17 protein-coding genes are annotated in these 13,437 nt (G+C 66.1%); 7 read left to right on the top strand and 10 right to left on the bottom strand.

Features of this window, described 5'->3' with window-relative positions; translation table 11 throughout:
- Positions 1-33: 33 nt before the first annotated feature.
- Positions 34-981: an L-threonylcarbamoyladenylate synthase gene (locus ACO056_RS02520; RefSeq protein WP_421851342.1), complete on the top strand. Its 948-nt coding sequence runs from the start codon at positions 34-36 to the stop codon at positions 979-981.
- Here the strand turns inward: ACO056_RS02520 and ACO056_RS02515 are convergent.
- From ACO056_RS02515 to ACO056_RS02480, 8 genes are all read right to left on the bottom strand, one after another.
- Complete coding sequence (locus tag ACO056_RS02515) at positions 978-1,259, bottom strand: hypothetical protein (RefSeq protein WP_421851339.1); 282 nt, start codon at positions 1,257-1,259, stop codon at positions 978-980. The two genes, ACO056_RS02520 and ACO056_RS02515, sit on opposite strands and share 4 nt — an antisense overlap.
- 83 nt (positions 1,260-1,342) lie before the next feature.
- On the bottom strand, positions 1,343-2,083 hold the full coding sequence (locus tag ACO056_RS02510; RefSeq protein ID WP_421851337.1) for a head GIN domain-containing protein: 741 nt from the start codon (positions 2,081-2,083) through the stop codon (positions 1,343-1,345).
- Positions 2,084-2,285: 202 nt separating this feature from the next.
- A complete protein-coding gene (locus tag ACO056_RS02505; RefSeq protein WP_067906430.1) occupies positions 2,286-2,810 on the bottom strand; it encodes a CarD family transcriptional regulator in 525 nt (174 codons plus the stop codon).
- Positions 2,811-3,130: 320 nt separating this feature from the next.
- Positions 3,131-3,469, bottom strand: a complete 339-nt coding sequence (gene fdxA, locus ACO056_RS02500; RefSeq protein ID WP_147159436.1) for a ferredoxin FdxA — start codon at positions 3,467-3,469, stop codon at positions 3,131-3,133.
- 20 nt (positions 3,470-3,489) lie between these two features.
- On the bottom strand, positions 3,490-3,807 hold the full coding sequence (locus tag ACO056_RS02495) for an RNA-binding S4 domain-containing protein (RefSeq protein WP_421851334.1): 318 nt from the start codon (positions 3,805-3,807) through the stop codon (positions 3,490-3,492).
- On the bottom strand, positions 3,807-6,332 hold the full coding sequence (locus ACO056_RS02490) for a helicase-related protein (protein WP_421851331.1): 2,526 nt from the start codon (positions 6,330-6,332) through the stop codon (positions 3,807-3,809). Before ACO056_RS02490 ends, ACO056_RS02495 begins: the two co-directional genes overlap by 1 nt.
- A 111-nt stretch (positions 6,333-6,443) precedes the next feature.
- Positions 6,444-6,788: a DNA-directed RNA polymerase subunit omega gene (rpoZ, locus tag ACO056_RS02485; RefSeq protein ID WP_298189497.1), complete on the bottom strand. Its 345-nt coding sequence runs from the start codon at positions 6,786-6,788 to the stop codon at positions 6,444-6,446.
- A gap of 101 nt (positions 6,789-6,889) precedes the next feature.
- Positions 6,890-8,413 (bottom strand): replicative DNA helicase, encoded by a 1,524-nt coding sequence (locus ACO056_RS02480; protein WP_421851328.1) that lies wholly within the window; start codon positions 8,411-8,413, stop codon positions 6,890-6,892.
- A 148-nt stretch (positions 8,414-8,561) separates the two neighbouring features.
- Here ACO056_RS02480 and ACO056_RS02475 point away from each other — a divergent pair, with 148 nt between their 5' ends.
- Genes ACO056_RS02475 through ACO056_RS02455 form a run of 5 tightly spaced genes read left to right on the top strand, consistent with a single transcriptional unit; the run spans position 8,562 to position 12,031 of the window.
- Positions 8,562-9,044, top strand: a complete 483-nt coding sequence (locus ACO056_RS02475) for a UPF0262 family protein (protein WP_421851324.1) — start codon at positions 8,562-8,564, stop codon at positions 9,042-9,044.
- 54 nt (positions 9,045-9,098) lie between these two features.
- A complete protein-coding gene (locus ACO056_RS02470) occupies positions 9,099-9,797 on the top strand; it encodes a glycoside hydrolase family 25 protein (protein ID WP_421851321.1) in 699 nt (232 codons plus the stop codon).
- Positions 9,794-10,237 carry a cytidine deaminase gene (locus ACO056_RS02465; protein WP_421851319.1) on the top strand — a complete coding sequence of 148 codons (444 nt, stop codon included), beginning with the start codon at positions 9,794-9,796 and terminating at the stop codon, positions 10,235-10,237. The genes ACO056_RS02470 and ACO056_RS02465 overlap by 4 nt, the downstream gene beginning before the upstream one ends.
- Before the next feature lie 38 nt (positions 10,238-10,275).
- Entirely contained in the window at positions 10,276-10,830 is a 555-nt protein-coding gene (dcd, locus tag ACO056_RS02460; protein ID WP_421851317.1) for a dCTP deaminase, read from the top strand.
- 25 nt (positions 10,831-10,855) lie between these two features.
- A complete protein-coding gene (locus ACO056_RS02455; protein WP_421851314.1) occupies positions 10,856-12,031 on the top strand; it encodes a saccharopine dehydrogenase family protein in 1,176 nt (391 codons plus the stop codon).
- A 19-nt stretch (positions 12,032-12,050) separates the two neighbouring features.
- On the opposite strand, the gene ACO056_RS02450 is transcribed toward ACO056_RS02455, so the two are convergent.
- Positions 12,051-12,494: a globin domain-containing protein gene (locus ACO056_RS02450; RefSeq protein WP_421851312.1), complete on the bottom strand. Its 444-nt coding sequence runs from the start codon at positions 12,492-12,494 to the stop codon at positions 12,051-12,053.
- A gap of 83 nt (positions 12,495-12,577) precedes the next feature.
- Here ACO056_RS02450 and ACO056_RS02445 point away from each other — a divergent pair, with 83 nt between their 5' ends.
- On the top strand, positions 12,578-13,030 hold the full coding sequence (locus ACO056_RS02445) for an RrF2 family transcriptional regulator (protein WP_421851310.1): 453 nt from the start codon (positions 12,578-12,580) through the stop codon (positions 13,028-13,030).
- On the opposite strand, the gene ACO056_RS02440 is transcribed toward ACO056_RS02445, so the two are convergent.
- Positions 13,014-13,436: a hypothetical protein gene (locus ACO056_RS02440; protein ID WP_421851307.1), complete on the bottom strand. Its 423-nt coding sequence runs from the start codon at positions 13,434-13,436 to the stop codon at positions 13,014-13,016. The two genes, ACO056_RS02445 and ACO056_RS02440, sit on opposite strands and share 17 nt — an antisense overlap.
- Between the last annotated feature and the right edge of the window lies 1 nt (position 13,437).

Genomic DNA, 13,437 nt, shown 5'->3' with positions numbered 1-13,437 from the left:
GGCAGCCTCTGCGCAGGCCTATAGCGGCAAGGCATGAACACGCAAACGCCTCCAAAAGTGCTGCCGCCTGATCAGGCCGGGATCGCCGAGGCCGTGCGCGTCCTGGTGGCAGGCGGGACCGTGGCAGTGCCCACCGAGACGGTCTACGGCCTTGCCGCACGCGCGGACCATGCAGAGGCCGTGGCGGCGATCTACCGTGCCAAAGGGCGGCCTGATTTCAATCCGCTTATCGTCCACGTGCCCGATATGGCGGCGGCCGAAGCGCTGGCGGTGTTCGATGCGCGGGCGCGCACACTTGCGGCGGTGTTCTGGCCGGGTCCGCTGACGATGGTACTGCCGCGCCGCGACGATGCGCCACTTGCTGCGGCGGTGAGTGCTGGTCTGCCGACCGTGGCGCTGCGCGTGCCCGCGCACACAGCGATGCGCGCGCTACTTGCGGCGGCTGGACTGCCGCTGGCCGCACCGTCTGCCAACCGCAGCGGCGGGGTGAGCCCGACGAGTGCGGCACATGTCGCGGCCTCGCTTGGCGCGCGGGCTGATCTGATCCTCGATGGCGGGAACACGGAGCGGGGGCTTGAATCAACCATCGTGGCGGTCCGGCCGGGCGGCGGCTGGGAGATCCTCCGACCGGGGCCAGTGACCGAAGCAGAGATTGCCGCCGTGCTCGGCGAAGCGCCGATCGAGGAACGCCGCGGGATTATCGAGGCACCGGGCCAGCTCGCGAGCCACTATGCACCGGGCAAGCCCGTGCGGCTGGGTGCAGAGCAGGCGGAGCAAGGCGAGTTCCTGATCGGATTTGGCGCGGTGGCGGGCGATGTCTCGCTATCGCCATCAGGCGATCTCGCCGAGGCCGCGGCGCGGCTCTATGCGTGCCTCCACGAAGCCGCCTCCGCGGCCGAACCGCGCATTGCAGTGGCGCCGATTCCGGAGGAGGCGATTGGCGCTGCGATCAACGACCGCTTGCGGCGGGCGGCCGTTTAGCGGTCTGCGCGCAGGAGCGTGATCTCGCCGCTGATCTGATTGGCTTCGGCACAAGCTGCTGTTTCGCCGCGGTTGCAGGCTTCGAGGCGGCGGCTGTACTTTTTCTCGAGCTTCCTGATCTTCTCGTCGCGTTTGCGGATGGCGCGGCTGGTGCTTTCGCTGGCATGAGACGTATCGGCCGCCACCGCCACAGGCCCGGTGCTTGCGGCGGCGTTCGTCATCGAGGCCGGGAGAATCAGCGCAGCAATTGCGGCCACAAGCGGCAGGGAACGGGGCAAGGCATGGCCTTTCGGGCAGGGTTTGACCGTGCCTAGCCCAAGCTTCCTTGCATGGACATGACGCGTTCCGCCTCTCCGTGCGTTCAAGGCTCGCAGGTAAGCGTGCCCGAGCCCATGGCATTGACCTTGCACTGTGCGCGGCCCTTCACCTTCACTGAGCCCGAGCCCATGATGTCGGCCTTGACCTGCCCGTCGGAGGCGAAACTCGCATCCCCCGATCCCGCGATCTCGACTTTGGCTTCATCGACGGTGAGACCCGCGAGATCGGCTGAACCCGAACCGGCCAGCGAGATCTTGAGCGATTTCGCCCGCCCGCCAGCCTTGAGATCGCCCGAGCCGATCACTTCGACCTTGAGATCCTGCGTATCGACGATCGGCACGTCGATATCGCCGGAGCCAGCAATGCTGACGCTGGCTGCGTCACCCCGCAGCGCGTCGGCGTGCATCGTGCCGGATCCGGCCATCACCAGCCGCCTCGCGGCGGGCACCGTCACCTGGATCGTGGCGAGATCGTCCGAGCCGCCGATCTTCCAGCCTTCGCGTCCGATCGCGAGTTTGCCGTCCTTGAGCACGAAGCGCAGCCGGTCCTTGGCATCCTGATTGCCTTCGACCGTGATGGCGAGCTTGTCCCCCTGCACGACGCGGACCGTATCGGGGCCGAGCAAGGTGATTTCGTCGGGCGCCTTGGCCGAGAGATCGAGCTGCGCGAGCGGCACGCCCTTCATGCCGCCCATTTCGACCGTCGCGCCACCACAGGCCGAAAGCGAAAGTGCGACGGCGGCGACGGCAATCCCGCCGAGTGTGCGCGCGATATCCTTGATCATGGAGCACTCCTGGAAACTGGTGTATTACCTCTATAACGCACCAAGTGCCTCCACGCCAAGTCGCTCGCCGATCCGGATCGGTTGTTCGCCGGACGGAGCGGACGCAAACTGAAGGCATGAAAAAGGGCCGCCGGATCACTCCGGCAGCCCTTTTTGGTCAGCGTCTCCGCGTCTCCCCTAAGACGCAGCAGCGCAGTTGGCCTCAGGCCGTTTCGTAGTACTTTGGCGCGTGCTCGTTGAGGATCGCGAGGATCTTCTTGAGCGCGGCAGGCTCGTCAGTCTTTTCCATGGCGGCAAGCTCACGCGCGAGGCGCGAGGAAGCGGCCTCGAAGATCTGCCGTTCGGAATAGCTCTGTTCCGGCTGGTCGTCAGCGCGGAACAGATCGCGCGTGACTTCGGCGATCGAGACGAGATCGCCCGAGTTGATCTTGGCTTCGTATTCCTGCGCACGGCGCGACCACATCGTGCGCTTGACCTTGGGCTTGCCCTTAAGGGTATCAAGTGCTTCGCGCAGCGTCTTGTCCGAAGACAGCTTGCGCATCCCGATCGCTTCAACCTTGTTCACGGGTACGCGCAGGGTCATGCGTTCTTTTTCGAAGCGCAGCACGTAGAGCTGCAGCTTCATGCCCGCGATTTCCTCGTTTTGCAGTTCCACTACACGGCCAACGCCGTGCTTGGGATAGACGACGTAATCCCCAACATCGAAGGCAAGTGCCTTGGTTGCCATTGCTTATCCTTTCGGCGCAGCAGGAACGATTGCAAAGTGGGGCAGACACGCCCCCGGACAGCATTCCGGGCCCTTTGGGGGAGAGGTCCGGCAAACGACCGTCTTTAAACGCGGTCTACAAGTACTGCGATCCGTTTGCCGATTGTCCTGCCTTAGCGTGTTGTTGGCGACCGGGAGGAACGTTCCGCCCAGCGCTTGCGGGCGTATATAGCAGCTCTGTCACAAAAATGCCAGAGGTAAGGGCACGCTTACTGCGCCAAAATGCCGCAATTCCGGGGGCGCAGGCCTTTTCGACCTCTCCCGCGCCCTTGGCAGGGCGATCAGTCGCCTTCACCAGGCTCGGCAGAGAAGTACTTTTCGAACTTGCCGTCCTCACCCTTGTGGTCGTCAGCGTCGGCCGGTGCGTCCTTCTTGGTGGTGATGTTGGGCCACTCGGCCGAATACTTGGCATTGAGCTCAAGCCACTGCTCGAGGCCGCTTTCGGTATCGGGGAGGATCGCTTCTGCCGGGCATTCCGGCTCGCACACGCCGCAATCGATGCATTCGCTGGGGTTGATCACCAGCATGTTGTCACCCTCGTAGAAGCAATCCACCGGGCAAACCTCGACGCAATCCATGAACTTGCAGCGAATGCAGGCTTCGGTAACGACATAGGTCATGGCAGTGGCAGTCCCTCAGCTTAAGGATGGGCAGGGTTGATTTCCTGACCTGCTAGAGGGGGTGAGCCCGCCGCGTCAAGCACCTCATAGCAACCCCTGGCTTCTTCGACAGGCCCGCGGCGCCTGGGCAGTGTCCCGACCGCGATCACCTTGACACCTGCGCGGAGCGGCAGGACCAGCACATCACCGCAGCGCACCGCGGTGCTGGCACGCTCGATGCGGCGGCCATTGAGGCGGATATGACCTTCCGCGACCCAGTCCTGCGCGAGGCTGCGTGATCCCGCAAAGCGCAGAAACCAAAGCAATTTATCGATGCGCAGGGAGCTTTCGCCCGTCATCAGCGGATAAGCTCGGCAAGGGCGGCAAAGGCGCCGTGCGGCGGCGGCGGCCGTGTCGCTGCTGTGCGCTCTGGTACACTGCGGGGCGGGCGCCAATCCCACATCGGTGGGGCCGGGGGTCCGTGTGCGGTATCTGCCAGCAGACGCGCCATATGAACGCGAAAACCGGCGGCGCGCAGCAGCGCGGCGTAGCCAGCCGTGGCAAGCCCCATCGAACGGGCGAGCGCCGGATCGAGCGGATAGCGCTTGCCCGCCGCCCCGATCCGGCGGCGGTGGGCGGCCTGGAGCAGCTTCTCGGCCATGTCGACGCGGATCGCCTGTGCCCCCGCACGGCGATAGCCGGCTGGCGGCACCTTGGCGGCAACCACGGGTGGCAGATTGGGCGGCGGCTGCACCGGCGCTTCGCCGCGCAGCACCGCCAGCCGGCACCACAGGCCGAGCGGACCGGGCTTGAGCACGCCTGGGACAAACAAGTCGAGCGCGCCGGTCCGCACGCCGAGCCGGCGCAGCGCATCGCGCTGGCGGGGATCGAGTCGCTCGAGCGCAGCCTCCTCGCGCGGAAGCACGCCGCCTCCTGCAACCAGCCGCAGCAGCAGGGCGCGCAGATCGGGGCCCGATTCAGACGCGCGCGCTGCCTCGGCAAGACGAACCAGCGGCCCAAGGTCGGCCAGGATCGTGCGCGAAAGCCAGCCTTCCAGCGCGGCGACAAGCAGCGGGCGCTGGCGAGCCGAGAGCAGGCCCAGCGACGCATCCAGCCGCAGACGCGGTTCCAGCACGGATTTGCCCGGCTCGAGCCGCCCGACCACCAACCCGTTCCAGGCGAGCGCACCGTCTTCGAGCTCGAGGCCGCCCGGTTCGCCAGCGGCGGCGATCAGGGCATCGGCGCGGGCCAAGAGCAGACCCGGCAGATGGCGCTCGGCAGCTGCCAGCAGTAGCTTGCGGTCTGCCGCGCGGGCCAGCGGATCGACGACGAAGCGGAAGCCTTCGAGGTGGCCGATGGGTTCATCGTCGACCAGCACCGCGCCCGCATCGCTGATTCGCACTGGCAGCAGCGATGCATCACCGCCCGCCTTGCGCATCAGCACAGTGGTGCGGCGATTGACGAAGCGTTCGGTGAGGCGCGCGTGGAGCGCATCGGACAGGCGCGTTTCGACCGCACGGGCGCGTGCGGCCATTTCATCGCGCGCGAGCACCCAGTCCGGGCGCTGGGTGATGTAGGCCCATGAGCGGACCGCAGCGATGCGGCCCTGCAGCGTGTCGATATCGCCGGACGGATTGTCCTGCTGCGCGATCGCCTGCGCGACATAATCGGCGCCGAGGTAGCCGTGGCGCAGGTCCTGCCACAGCCGGGCGACGAAGCGGGAATGGGTCTCGGCCCCTTGCTGGCGGAAATCGGGCAGCGAGCAGACCTGCCAGAAGCGCTGCACCGAACCGCGACCGCGAACTGTGCCAGCGATATCGGACTCATCGGCAAGGCGCTTCAGCACGGCAAGATCAATGGAAGGCGGCGCGGCAGAAAGCTCGGGCTGCGGCGGCGGGCTTTCAAGGTCATCGATCAGCGTCGTCAGACTATCGAAGCGGGGCTCGGACTCGCGCCAGAACAGGCGGGTGAGCGGGGGGAAGCGATGCTCCTCGATCGCGTAGACTTCCTCGTCGGCGAACTCCGGATCATGCCCGCCCATTCCCGCGAGCGTGCCGAACGTGCCGTCCTTGTGGTGGCGCCCGGCGCGGCCGGCGATCTGCGCCATCTCGGCGGAGGTCAACCGGCGGTGGCGGTGGCCGTCGTACTTGGAGAGGCTGGCAAAGGCGACGTGGGTGACATCGAGGTTGAGGCCCATGCCAATCGCGTCGGTCGCGACGAGGTAATCGACCTCGCCCGCCTGATACATCGCGACCTGGGCGTTGCGCGTTTGCGGGCTGAGCGCGCCCATGACGACGGCCGCACCGCCGCGGAAGCGCCGGAGCATCTCGGCCATGGCGTAGACTTGCTCGGCGGAGAAGGCGACGATGGCGCTGCGCGGTGGAATGCGGCTCAGCTTCTTTGACCCGACATGGCTCAGGGTGGAAAAGCGCGGGCGGCTGACGACGTCGACCCTGGGGACGAGCGCGCGGACCATCGGCTCGAGCGTCTGCGAGCCGAGGAGCATGGTTTCCTCGCGCCCGCGCGTGTTGAGCAGCCGGTCAGTAAACACATGGCCGCGCTCGGGATCCGCCGCGAGCTGGGCTTCATCGAGCGCGACGAAGGCGAGGTCCGGCCTGCTGGGCATGGCTTCGACTGTGCAGAGGTGCCAGCGCGCGTTCGGCGGTTCGATGCGCTCTTCGCCGGTGATCAGCGCGACATTGGCCTCGCCCTTGATCTTGCAGACGCGGTCGTAGACCTCGCGTGCGAGCAGGCGCAGCGGGAAGCCGATCGCGCCGGAGGAATGGGCGCAGAGGCGTTCGATGGCGAGGTGAGTCTTGCCCGTGTTGGTCGGGCCGAGCACGGCCTTCACCGGCGGGCCGGTGCGGTCAGCGCGCGGAGGCATGGGGCTGGCCATGCCTCTGAATGTGGCAAGGCCGCCTGCGCGGTGCAAGCGGCCTTTGGGGTTTTATCCCCCTCCCGTCATTTCTTCCGAACTCCGCGAGGGAGCAGGCCCTCAGCCGTCGTAATCAGCGCCGAGCGAGGTGTTGCGCACAGGCGCGGCTGCGGTGATGCGCAGCGCTTCGGCCGACTGCGAGAGCGAGCCGATTTCATCGACCTGATCGTCGTCGTCCGGCAGCACGCGCTGAAGCGACTGGATGAGGTTTTCCTTGAGCACGGTGGGACGCACGGTGGCGTCCGCGATCTCGCGCAAGGCGACGACCGGGTTCTTGTCGCGGTCACGGTCGACAGTGAGTTCCGCGCCGCCCGAGATGGCACGCGCGCGCTCGGCGGCGAGCAGCACGAGATCGAAGCGGTTGGGGATCTTGTCGACGCAATCTTCGACAGTAACGCGCGCCATGCGGTGCACTCCGAGAAACAGGAATGGATGGAAGAGCGGCGAGCTAGGGCGCACCTGCCCGAAAGTCAAGAAAATGCGGTCTAGCCGAGTCGCGTGCCCGCTCACTCGTCGCCGTAGTCGTAGGCCATGTGATCGGGTGCGAGGTCGCTGAAGCGGGTGATCCGCGCCTCGAACTTCAGGCGCACCTTGCCAGTCGAGCCGTGGCGCTGCTTGGCGACGATCAGTTCGGCAAGGCCGAACACGCGCTCCATTTCGGCCTGCCAGGCGGCGTGGGCTTCCTGCACCTTGGCGTCGTCGGTCCCTTGCGGAACCTTGGGCTCGCGCGAGGCGACGTAATAATCCTCGCGGAACACGAACCACACCATGTCCGCGTCCTGCTCGATCGAGCCCGATTCGCGCAGGTCCGAAAGCATCGGGCGCTTGTCGTCGCGCTGCTCGACCGCGCGGCTCAGCTGCGAGAGCGCGATCACCGGTACGCCGAGTTCCTTGGCCAACGTCTTGAGGCCGCGGCTGATTTCCGAGATTTCGTTGACGCGGTTGTCGTTCGCGCGGCCCGAACCCTGCAGCAGCTGGAGGTAGTCGACCACGATGAGTCCAATATCATGGCGGCGCTTGAGACGGCGCGCGCGGGTGCGCAGTGCGCCGATGGTGAGCGCGGGCGTGTCGTCGATATAAAGCGGAAGCTCGGCAAGGCGCTGGCTGGCAAAGGACAGCTGCTGGAAATCCTCCCGGCTGATGCGGCCCATGCGCAGCGCCTCGGAACTGATGCCCGATTGCTCGGCAAGGATACGCGTGGCGAGCTGGTCGGCGCTCATTTCGAGGCTGAAGAAAGCGACGCTTGCGCCGACGCGTTTGTTCGCGGGGGTTCCGTTCTGCTCTTCTTCCATCCATCGCGCGGCGCAGTTGTAGGCAATGTTGGTGACAAGCGAGGTCTTGCCCATGCCGGGACGTCCGGCGAGGATAATAAGGTCGCTGTCGTGCAGGCCGCCGATCTTCTCGTTGACCGACGTAAGCCCGGTCGTCTTGCCCGAGATATGGCCGCCTGAAAGCAGCGCCTTCTCGATCATCTCGAGCGAGGCGCGCGTGGCAATGCCGAAGCTCTGCGCCTCGTTCCCGGACTGCGCGCCTTCCGCCACGGCATAAAGCGCGGCTTCTGCGTGCTCGATCTGCTTGAGCGGCGCCACCGTTTCGCTCGTGTCCATCGCGCCGGAGACGAGATTGCGACCGACGGTGATAAGCTCGCGCAGCAGAGCCAGATCGTAGATTTGCTCGGCAAGTTCCTTCGGGGCGAGCAGGCCCTGTCCGTCGGCAGTCAGCCGCGCGAGATAGGCGGTGCCGCCAAGCTCCTTGAGGCCTTCGTCCGCTTCGAAATAGGGCTTGAGCGTGACGGGAGTTACCACCGCCTTGCGGTCAATCAGCGCCTGGATGCGTTCGTAGACCCGGCCGTGCACCGGTGCGAAGAAGTGCTCGGCACGCAGCGGGGTGGGCAGCTCCTCCAGAATCCGGTTGTCGATCAGAACCGCACCGAGAAACGCGGCCTCCGCCTCCACGTTGGCAGGAAGCGAGGCGGCGGCGGAACCGGATTGATCGGGCTCACGCAAGGGGATTGACTGGACAACGGACATCCCCTCCTTGTGAAGGACCGCCGCCCTCGCGGCAAGCGGCGCGGATGCCACACCGCCTGTGGATAGCGGGGAGGGATGAGGAAAGAGCGCGGATTCCTTGCGCAAATGGCTTGCCCGCGCGGGAACCGTCTGCAAGACACTGGCCGCCATGGCCGACCCGCGCATTTCGCATATCGAGCTCGACGAAGCGACGATCGTGTGGCGCAATGCCGATATCGAGCAGGAACGCCGCATCGCGATCTTCGATCTGATCGAGGAAAACACGTTCCGCCCGGTGCGCGCGGCGGCAGCGGGATTTGAAGGCCCCTATCGTCTGCGGCTCTCGGTGGATGACGGACGGCTGGCGCTGGCAATTGCGGCGGACGATGGCAGCCCGCTCGAGACGATCGTGCTCGGGCTCGGCCGGTTTCGGCGTCCGATCCGTGATTATTTCGCGATCTGCGATTCGTATTACCAGGCGATCCGCCGCGCGACCGCGCAGGAAATCGAAACGATCGACATGGCGCGCCGCGGCGTCCACAACGAAGCAGCCGAAATGCTCCTGGAGCGGCTGGAGGGCAAGATCGAGACCGATTTTGCCACCGCGCGGCGGCTCTTCACCCTGATTTGCGTCCTGCATATCAGGGGATGATTGGCCCCCGATACTGAACCCGGCCCAAGACTAGATAAGGCAAGGCGACTCAGCGTGAACATCCCCGGAAAGCCAGCGCGTCGGCGCGTTTGGATCCTGCTGGCCGTGCTGCTGCTGGCCGGCTTGGCCGCGGCTGTCTGGTGGGAAGCGCGGCATTGGGAGCCTGATCGCGCGCGCTTTCCCGTGCAGGGCGCCTGGCTCGATGCGCATGACGGCGAAGTCGAATGGCCGCTGATCAAGGCGCATGGGGCGGATTTCGTCTACCTCACCGCCAGCGAAGGCGCGGGCCGGCGTGACGATACGTTCACCGCCGGACTCGAAGCGGCGCGCAAGGCCGGGCTGCAGGTTGGCCCGGTTCATGTCTACGATCTCTGTGCCCCGGCCGATGCGCAGGCGGGCAGTTTCGTCACCGTGGTGCCGCGCGATGATGCCCTGCTGCCGCCCGCAGTGTCGCTCGATCTCGATTCGCGGTCCTGCCCGCAGCCACCCGGGGAATCGGCGATGCAGAGTGAACTGACGACGTTCCTCAACCAGATCGAGAAGCACACCGAACGCCCGGCAATCCTGATGGTCTCGCGCTCGTTCGAGGCGCGCTATCACTTGGCCGGGCGAGTCGATCGCAATCTCTGGCTCGCGGGAGATTTTCTCGAACCTTCCTACGCCGGGCGGCCCTGGGTGATGTGGACCGCGACCTCGCGGCTGCGTCTGGCTGGCGCGGCTGGCCCGGTGCGGTGGGTGGCGGTGCATCGATGAGCGCGCCGCCGGTTTCCGAACTGGTCGAAGCGGCCACGGCAGCGGCGCGCGGCGCTTATGCGCCCTATTCGGGCTTCCATGTCGGTGCGGCGCTGCTGTTTGACGATGGCGCGGTGGTGGGCGCGGCCAATGTCGAGAACGCCAGCTATGGCCTCTCGCTCTGTGCCGAGGCCAATGCCGTGGCCCGCGCGATGGCTGAGGGTCGTCGGGGCGGGCTGGTTGCCGTCGCCATCGTGGGCGGACGGCCGGATGCGGCGGGCGCAGTGGTGCCGGGCTCTGCGCCGGTCATGCCGTGCGGGCGCTGCCGACAGATGCTGCACGAACTGGCCGCGCTTGGCGGCACCGATCCCGAGGTGATCGGGGTGGCGGAGGGCGGTCATACCCGCTTGCCGCTTTCGGCCCTCTTGCCCCATGCGTTCGGACCGGCCAATCTGGCCTGAACTTCCAACTTCCCTTCCCATCATTCCGGAGCGCCGCATTGGCCATTCTTTCCGACAAGTGGATCCGCACGCAGGCCACGGAACACGCCATGATCGAGCCGTTCGTGGAGAGCCAGCGCCGCGAAGGCTGCATTTCCTATGGCCTCTCGTCCTATGGTTATGACGCGAGGGTGGCGGACGAGTTCAAGATCTTCACCAACATCGATTCGTCGGTGGTGGACCCGAAGGATTTCGACTCCAACTCGTTCGTCGATCGCAAGACTGACGTTTGCGTGATCCCGCCCAATTCCTTCGCGCTGGCGCGGACGGTGGAATACTTCCGCGTGCCGCGCGATGTGCTGGTCATCTGCCTCGGCAAATCGACCTACGCGCGCTGCGGGATCATCGTGAACGTGACGCCGCTCGAGCCGGGCTGGGAAGGCCACGTGACGCTGGAGTTTTCCAACACGACGCCGCTGCCTGCTAAGATCTATGCCAACGAAGGCGCGTGCCAGTTCCTGTTCCTGCAGGGGAACGAGCCCTGCGAAGTGAGCTACGCCGACCGTGCGGGCAAATATATGGGGCAGCGCGGGGTGACCCTGCCGAAGCTGTGAACACAAACAATAACGGGAGAGAGAAATGGCAACGACCAAGGCCGAACGGCCCTTCGATATCATCGTCTATGGCGCCACCGGCTACACTGGGCGGCTGGTGGCTGAATACCTGGCGCACCATTACGGCAACGACGGCCCGCGCTGGGCCATGGCCGGGCGCAGCGCGGAGAAGCTTGCTGAGGTGCGCGACCTGATCGGCGCGCCGGCCGATACGCCGCTGGTCGTTGCCGATTCGAGCGATCCCGCCAGCCTTGCCGCGATGGCGGAGCAGACCCGCGTCATCGTCACGACGGTCGGCCCGTACCAGCTCTATGGCGAGCCAGTGCTGCGTGCCTGCGTTGCGGCGGGGACGGACTATGCCGATCTCTGCGGTGAGCCGGTGTGGATGCGCCAGATGGTCGATGCGCTGCATGAACAGGCGAAGGCGACGGGCGCGCGGGTGGCGTTCTCCTCGGGCTTCGATTCGATCCCCTTCGATCTCGGTGTCTTCATGCTGCAGCAGGAAGCCATGGCCCGCTTCGGTGCGCCGGTGCCGCGCGTGAAGTGCCGCGTGCGGGCGATGGTGGGCGGTTTCTCTGGCGGTACGGCGGCGAGCCTGGGTGCAACGCTCAAGGCGCTCGGCGCGAACCCTGCGCTGATCCCGATCATGACCAGCCCCTTCGGCCTGACGCCGGGCTTCGAGGGGCCGCCGCAGCCCGCGGGTGACAAACCGTTTCTCGATGACGCCACGGGCAGTTGGGCCGCGCCCTTCATCATGGCGGTGATCAACACCAAGAACGTTCACCGCACCAATTTCCTGCGCGGTCACCCTTATGGCGCGGACTTCGTCTATGAGGAGATGATGCTGACCGGGCCGGGCGAGCAGGGTCAGGCGATTGCCGAGCATATCACGAAAACACCGATGATCGGTGGGCCGAATGATCCCAAGCCCGGCGAAGGCCCCACGGCGGAAGAGCGGCTCAACGGGCACTATGACGTGCTGTTCATCGGCGAGACGGCGGATGGACGTGAGATCCGCTATGCCGTCAAGGGTCGCTACGATCCGGGCTACGGCTCGACCAGCCGCATGCTGGCCGAGACCGGCATTGCGCTGCTCTCCTGCGAGGCGGAAGGTGCGATCGCCACGCCGGGGGCCCTGCTCGGCGAAGCGCTGGTCGAACGCCTGCGCGCCCATGCCGAGATCGCGTTCGCGCCGGAATAAGGATTAACGGACCGCCGGTTCAGGCAGCTTCGGCGTAAGCCTCGGCTTCGGCGGCAATCAGGATATCGGCGAGCATCCAGTAAGCCTCACCCCAGGCGGCGAGCACTTCGTCGGTGGCGACCTCTGCGCCTACGACATCGCGAATCGCCGGGAGCAGCGCCTCTGCGACATGGGGATAGTGCTCCGCCTTGACGCCGGTCTCGACATGGCGGCGGACCATCTTGCCAACGGCCGAGCCAAGCTTCTCGAGATGATCGATGTTCTTGGCATAGGCGAGAATCGCGTTGGCCAAACGGCGCGGCTGCTCGCCGCTGTCCTGCGCGGCGGCATCGAACATGGCCTTCACATCATCGTTCACGAACAGGCGCTTGTACATCGCGGTGGTGATGGCAAGCCCGTGCTTTTCGATCACGGGAGCGGTGGCCTTGACGATGGTGCGGGCATGTTCGGAAGCAGTGCGCATGGCGTTCTCCAATCAGGTATTACAAATACCGGTATTTAATCTGCTTGATTCAGGCAAGCGAAAAATGGATTCGTGAAAGTGCGATGCAACTCACCCAGCACACCGATTTCGGCCTGCGCCTGCTGATCGTGCTCGCCCGCGAGGGCGCCTCTATCAGCCTGCCTGCGTTCTCCGCGCAGCAGGGACTGAGCTATCATCATGTTGCCAAAGTGGCGCAGGCGCTGGTCTCTGCGGGGTTTGCCGTCTCACACCGCGGGCGCAGTGGCGGAATCGCGTTGGCGCGGCCGGCAGCGCAGATCACCGTCGGCGAAGTGGTGCGTACGCTCGAAAAGGGCCTGCGGCTCGCCGATTGCGCAACATGCGCGCTGCGCGCCGATTGCGCGCTCAGCGGCGTTCTGGCCGAGGCGCTGGACGCTTTTCTCGGCGTGCTGGATCGCTACACGCTGGCGGATGTTTCGCGGGAAGGTGTGGCGGCCTTTGCGCCCTGGGCCATGCTTCCAGCGCCGGCTACGTGCGCCGTTAGTGAGGCTTCCTGAGCGCAGCCACGCAGGCCGCCCGATCGACATCGCGCCCGTCGCCGCGCCGCGCATCGACATACGTCGCGGCCGCGCGGCCACCACCATCGGGCGGATAGAGGTAAGCATCGAGCACGCAGGGGCTGCCGCTCCATTGCAGCTTGCGCGCATCGCCCTCGCGTACGTCAAGCCGTGGCGTGCCGAACTGGCGGGTCAGCGCCTCGGTATCAGCTCCGATCACACCTTCGAGCCCCGGCAGCACTTGAATGCGCGCATGGGGACGCTGGGTCTGGATCGCCGCCGGGGGCGCGGGGCGGACCAGTTTTGGCGGCGGCGGCGCCGGGAGCGGGCGCACCGCATCGGTGCTACCGCCGCAGGCGGCGAGCGCAAGCAGCGCGGGAAGGGCAAGCAGGTGACGTCCGTTCATC

The sequence above is a fragment of the Novosphingobium sp. genome, from assembly GCF_965228995.1.
GTDB lineage: Bacteria > Pseudomonadota > Alphaproteobacteria > Sphingomonadales > Sphingomonadaceae > Novosphingobium.
Note: the sequence above shows the minus strand (reverse complement) of the source record. Positions and strands in the feature narration are given on the sequence as shown.

Coding starts and splice junctions, on each gene's coding strand:
- ACO056_RS02520 (WP_421851342.1), top strand. CDS start 34: ATGAACACGCAAACGCCTCCAAAAGTGCTGCCGCCTGATCAGGCCGGG.
- ACO056_RS02510 (WP_421851337.1), bottom strand. CDS start 2,083: ATGATCAAGGATATCGCGCGCACACTCGGCGGGATTGCCGTCGCCGCC.
- ACO056_RS02505 (WP_067906430.1), bottom strand. CDS start 2,810: ATGGCAACCAAGGCACTTGCCTTCGATGTTGGGGATTACGTCGTCTAT.
- fdxA (WP_147159436.1), bottom strand. CDS start 3,469: ATGACCTATGTCGTTACCGAAGCCTGCATTCGCTGCAAGTTCATGGAT.
- ACO056_RS02495 (WP_421851334.1), bottom strand. CDS start 3,807: ATGACGGGCGAAAGCTCCCTGCGCATCGATAAATTGCTTTGGTTTCTG.
- ACO056_RS02490 (WP_421851331.1), bottom strand. CDS start 6,332: ATGCCTCCGCGCGCTGACCGCACCGGCCCGCCGGTGAAGGCCGTGCTC.
- rpoZ (WP_298189497.1), bottom strand. CDS start 6,788: ATGGCGCGCGTTACTGTCGAAGATTGCGTCGACAAGATCCCCAACCGC.
- ACO056_RS02480 (WP_421851328.1), bottom strand. CDS start 8,413: ATGTCCGTTGTCCAGTCAATCCCCTTGCGTGAGCCCGATCAATCCGGT.
- ACO056_RS02475 (WP_421851324.1), top strand. CDS start 8,562: ATGGCCGACCCGCGCATTTCGCATATCGAGCTCGACGAAGCGACGATC.
- ACO056_RS02465 (WP_421851319.1), top strand. CDS start 9,794: ATGAGCGCGCCGCCGGTTTCCGAACTGGTCGAAGCGGCCACGGCAGCG.
- ACO056_RS02455 (WP_421851314.1), top strand. CDS start 10,856: ATGGCAACGACCAAGGCCGAACGGCCCTTCGATATCATCGTCTATGGC.
- ACO056_RS02450 (WP_421851312.1), bottom strand. CDS start 12,494: ATGCGCACTGCTTCCGAACATGCCCGCACCATCGTCAAGGCCACCGCT.
- ACO056_RS02445 (WP_421851310.1), top strand. CDS start 12,578: ATGCAACTCACCCAGCACACCGATTTCGGCCTGCGCCTGCTGATCGTG.
- ACO056_RS02440 (WP_421851307.1), bottom strand. CDS start 13,436: ATGAACGGACGTCACCTGCTTGCCCTTCCCGCGCTGCTTGCGCTCGCC.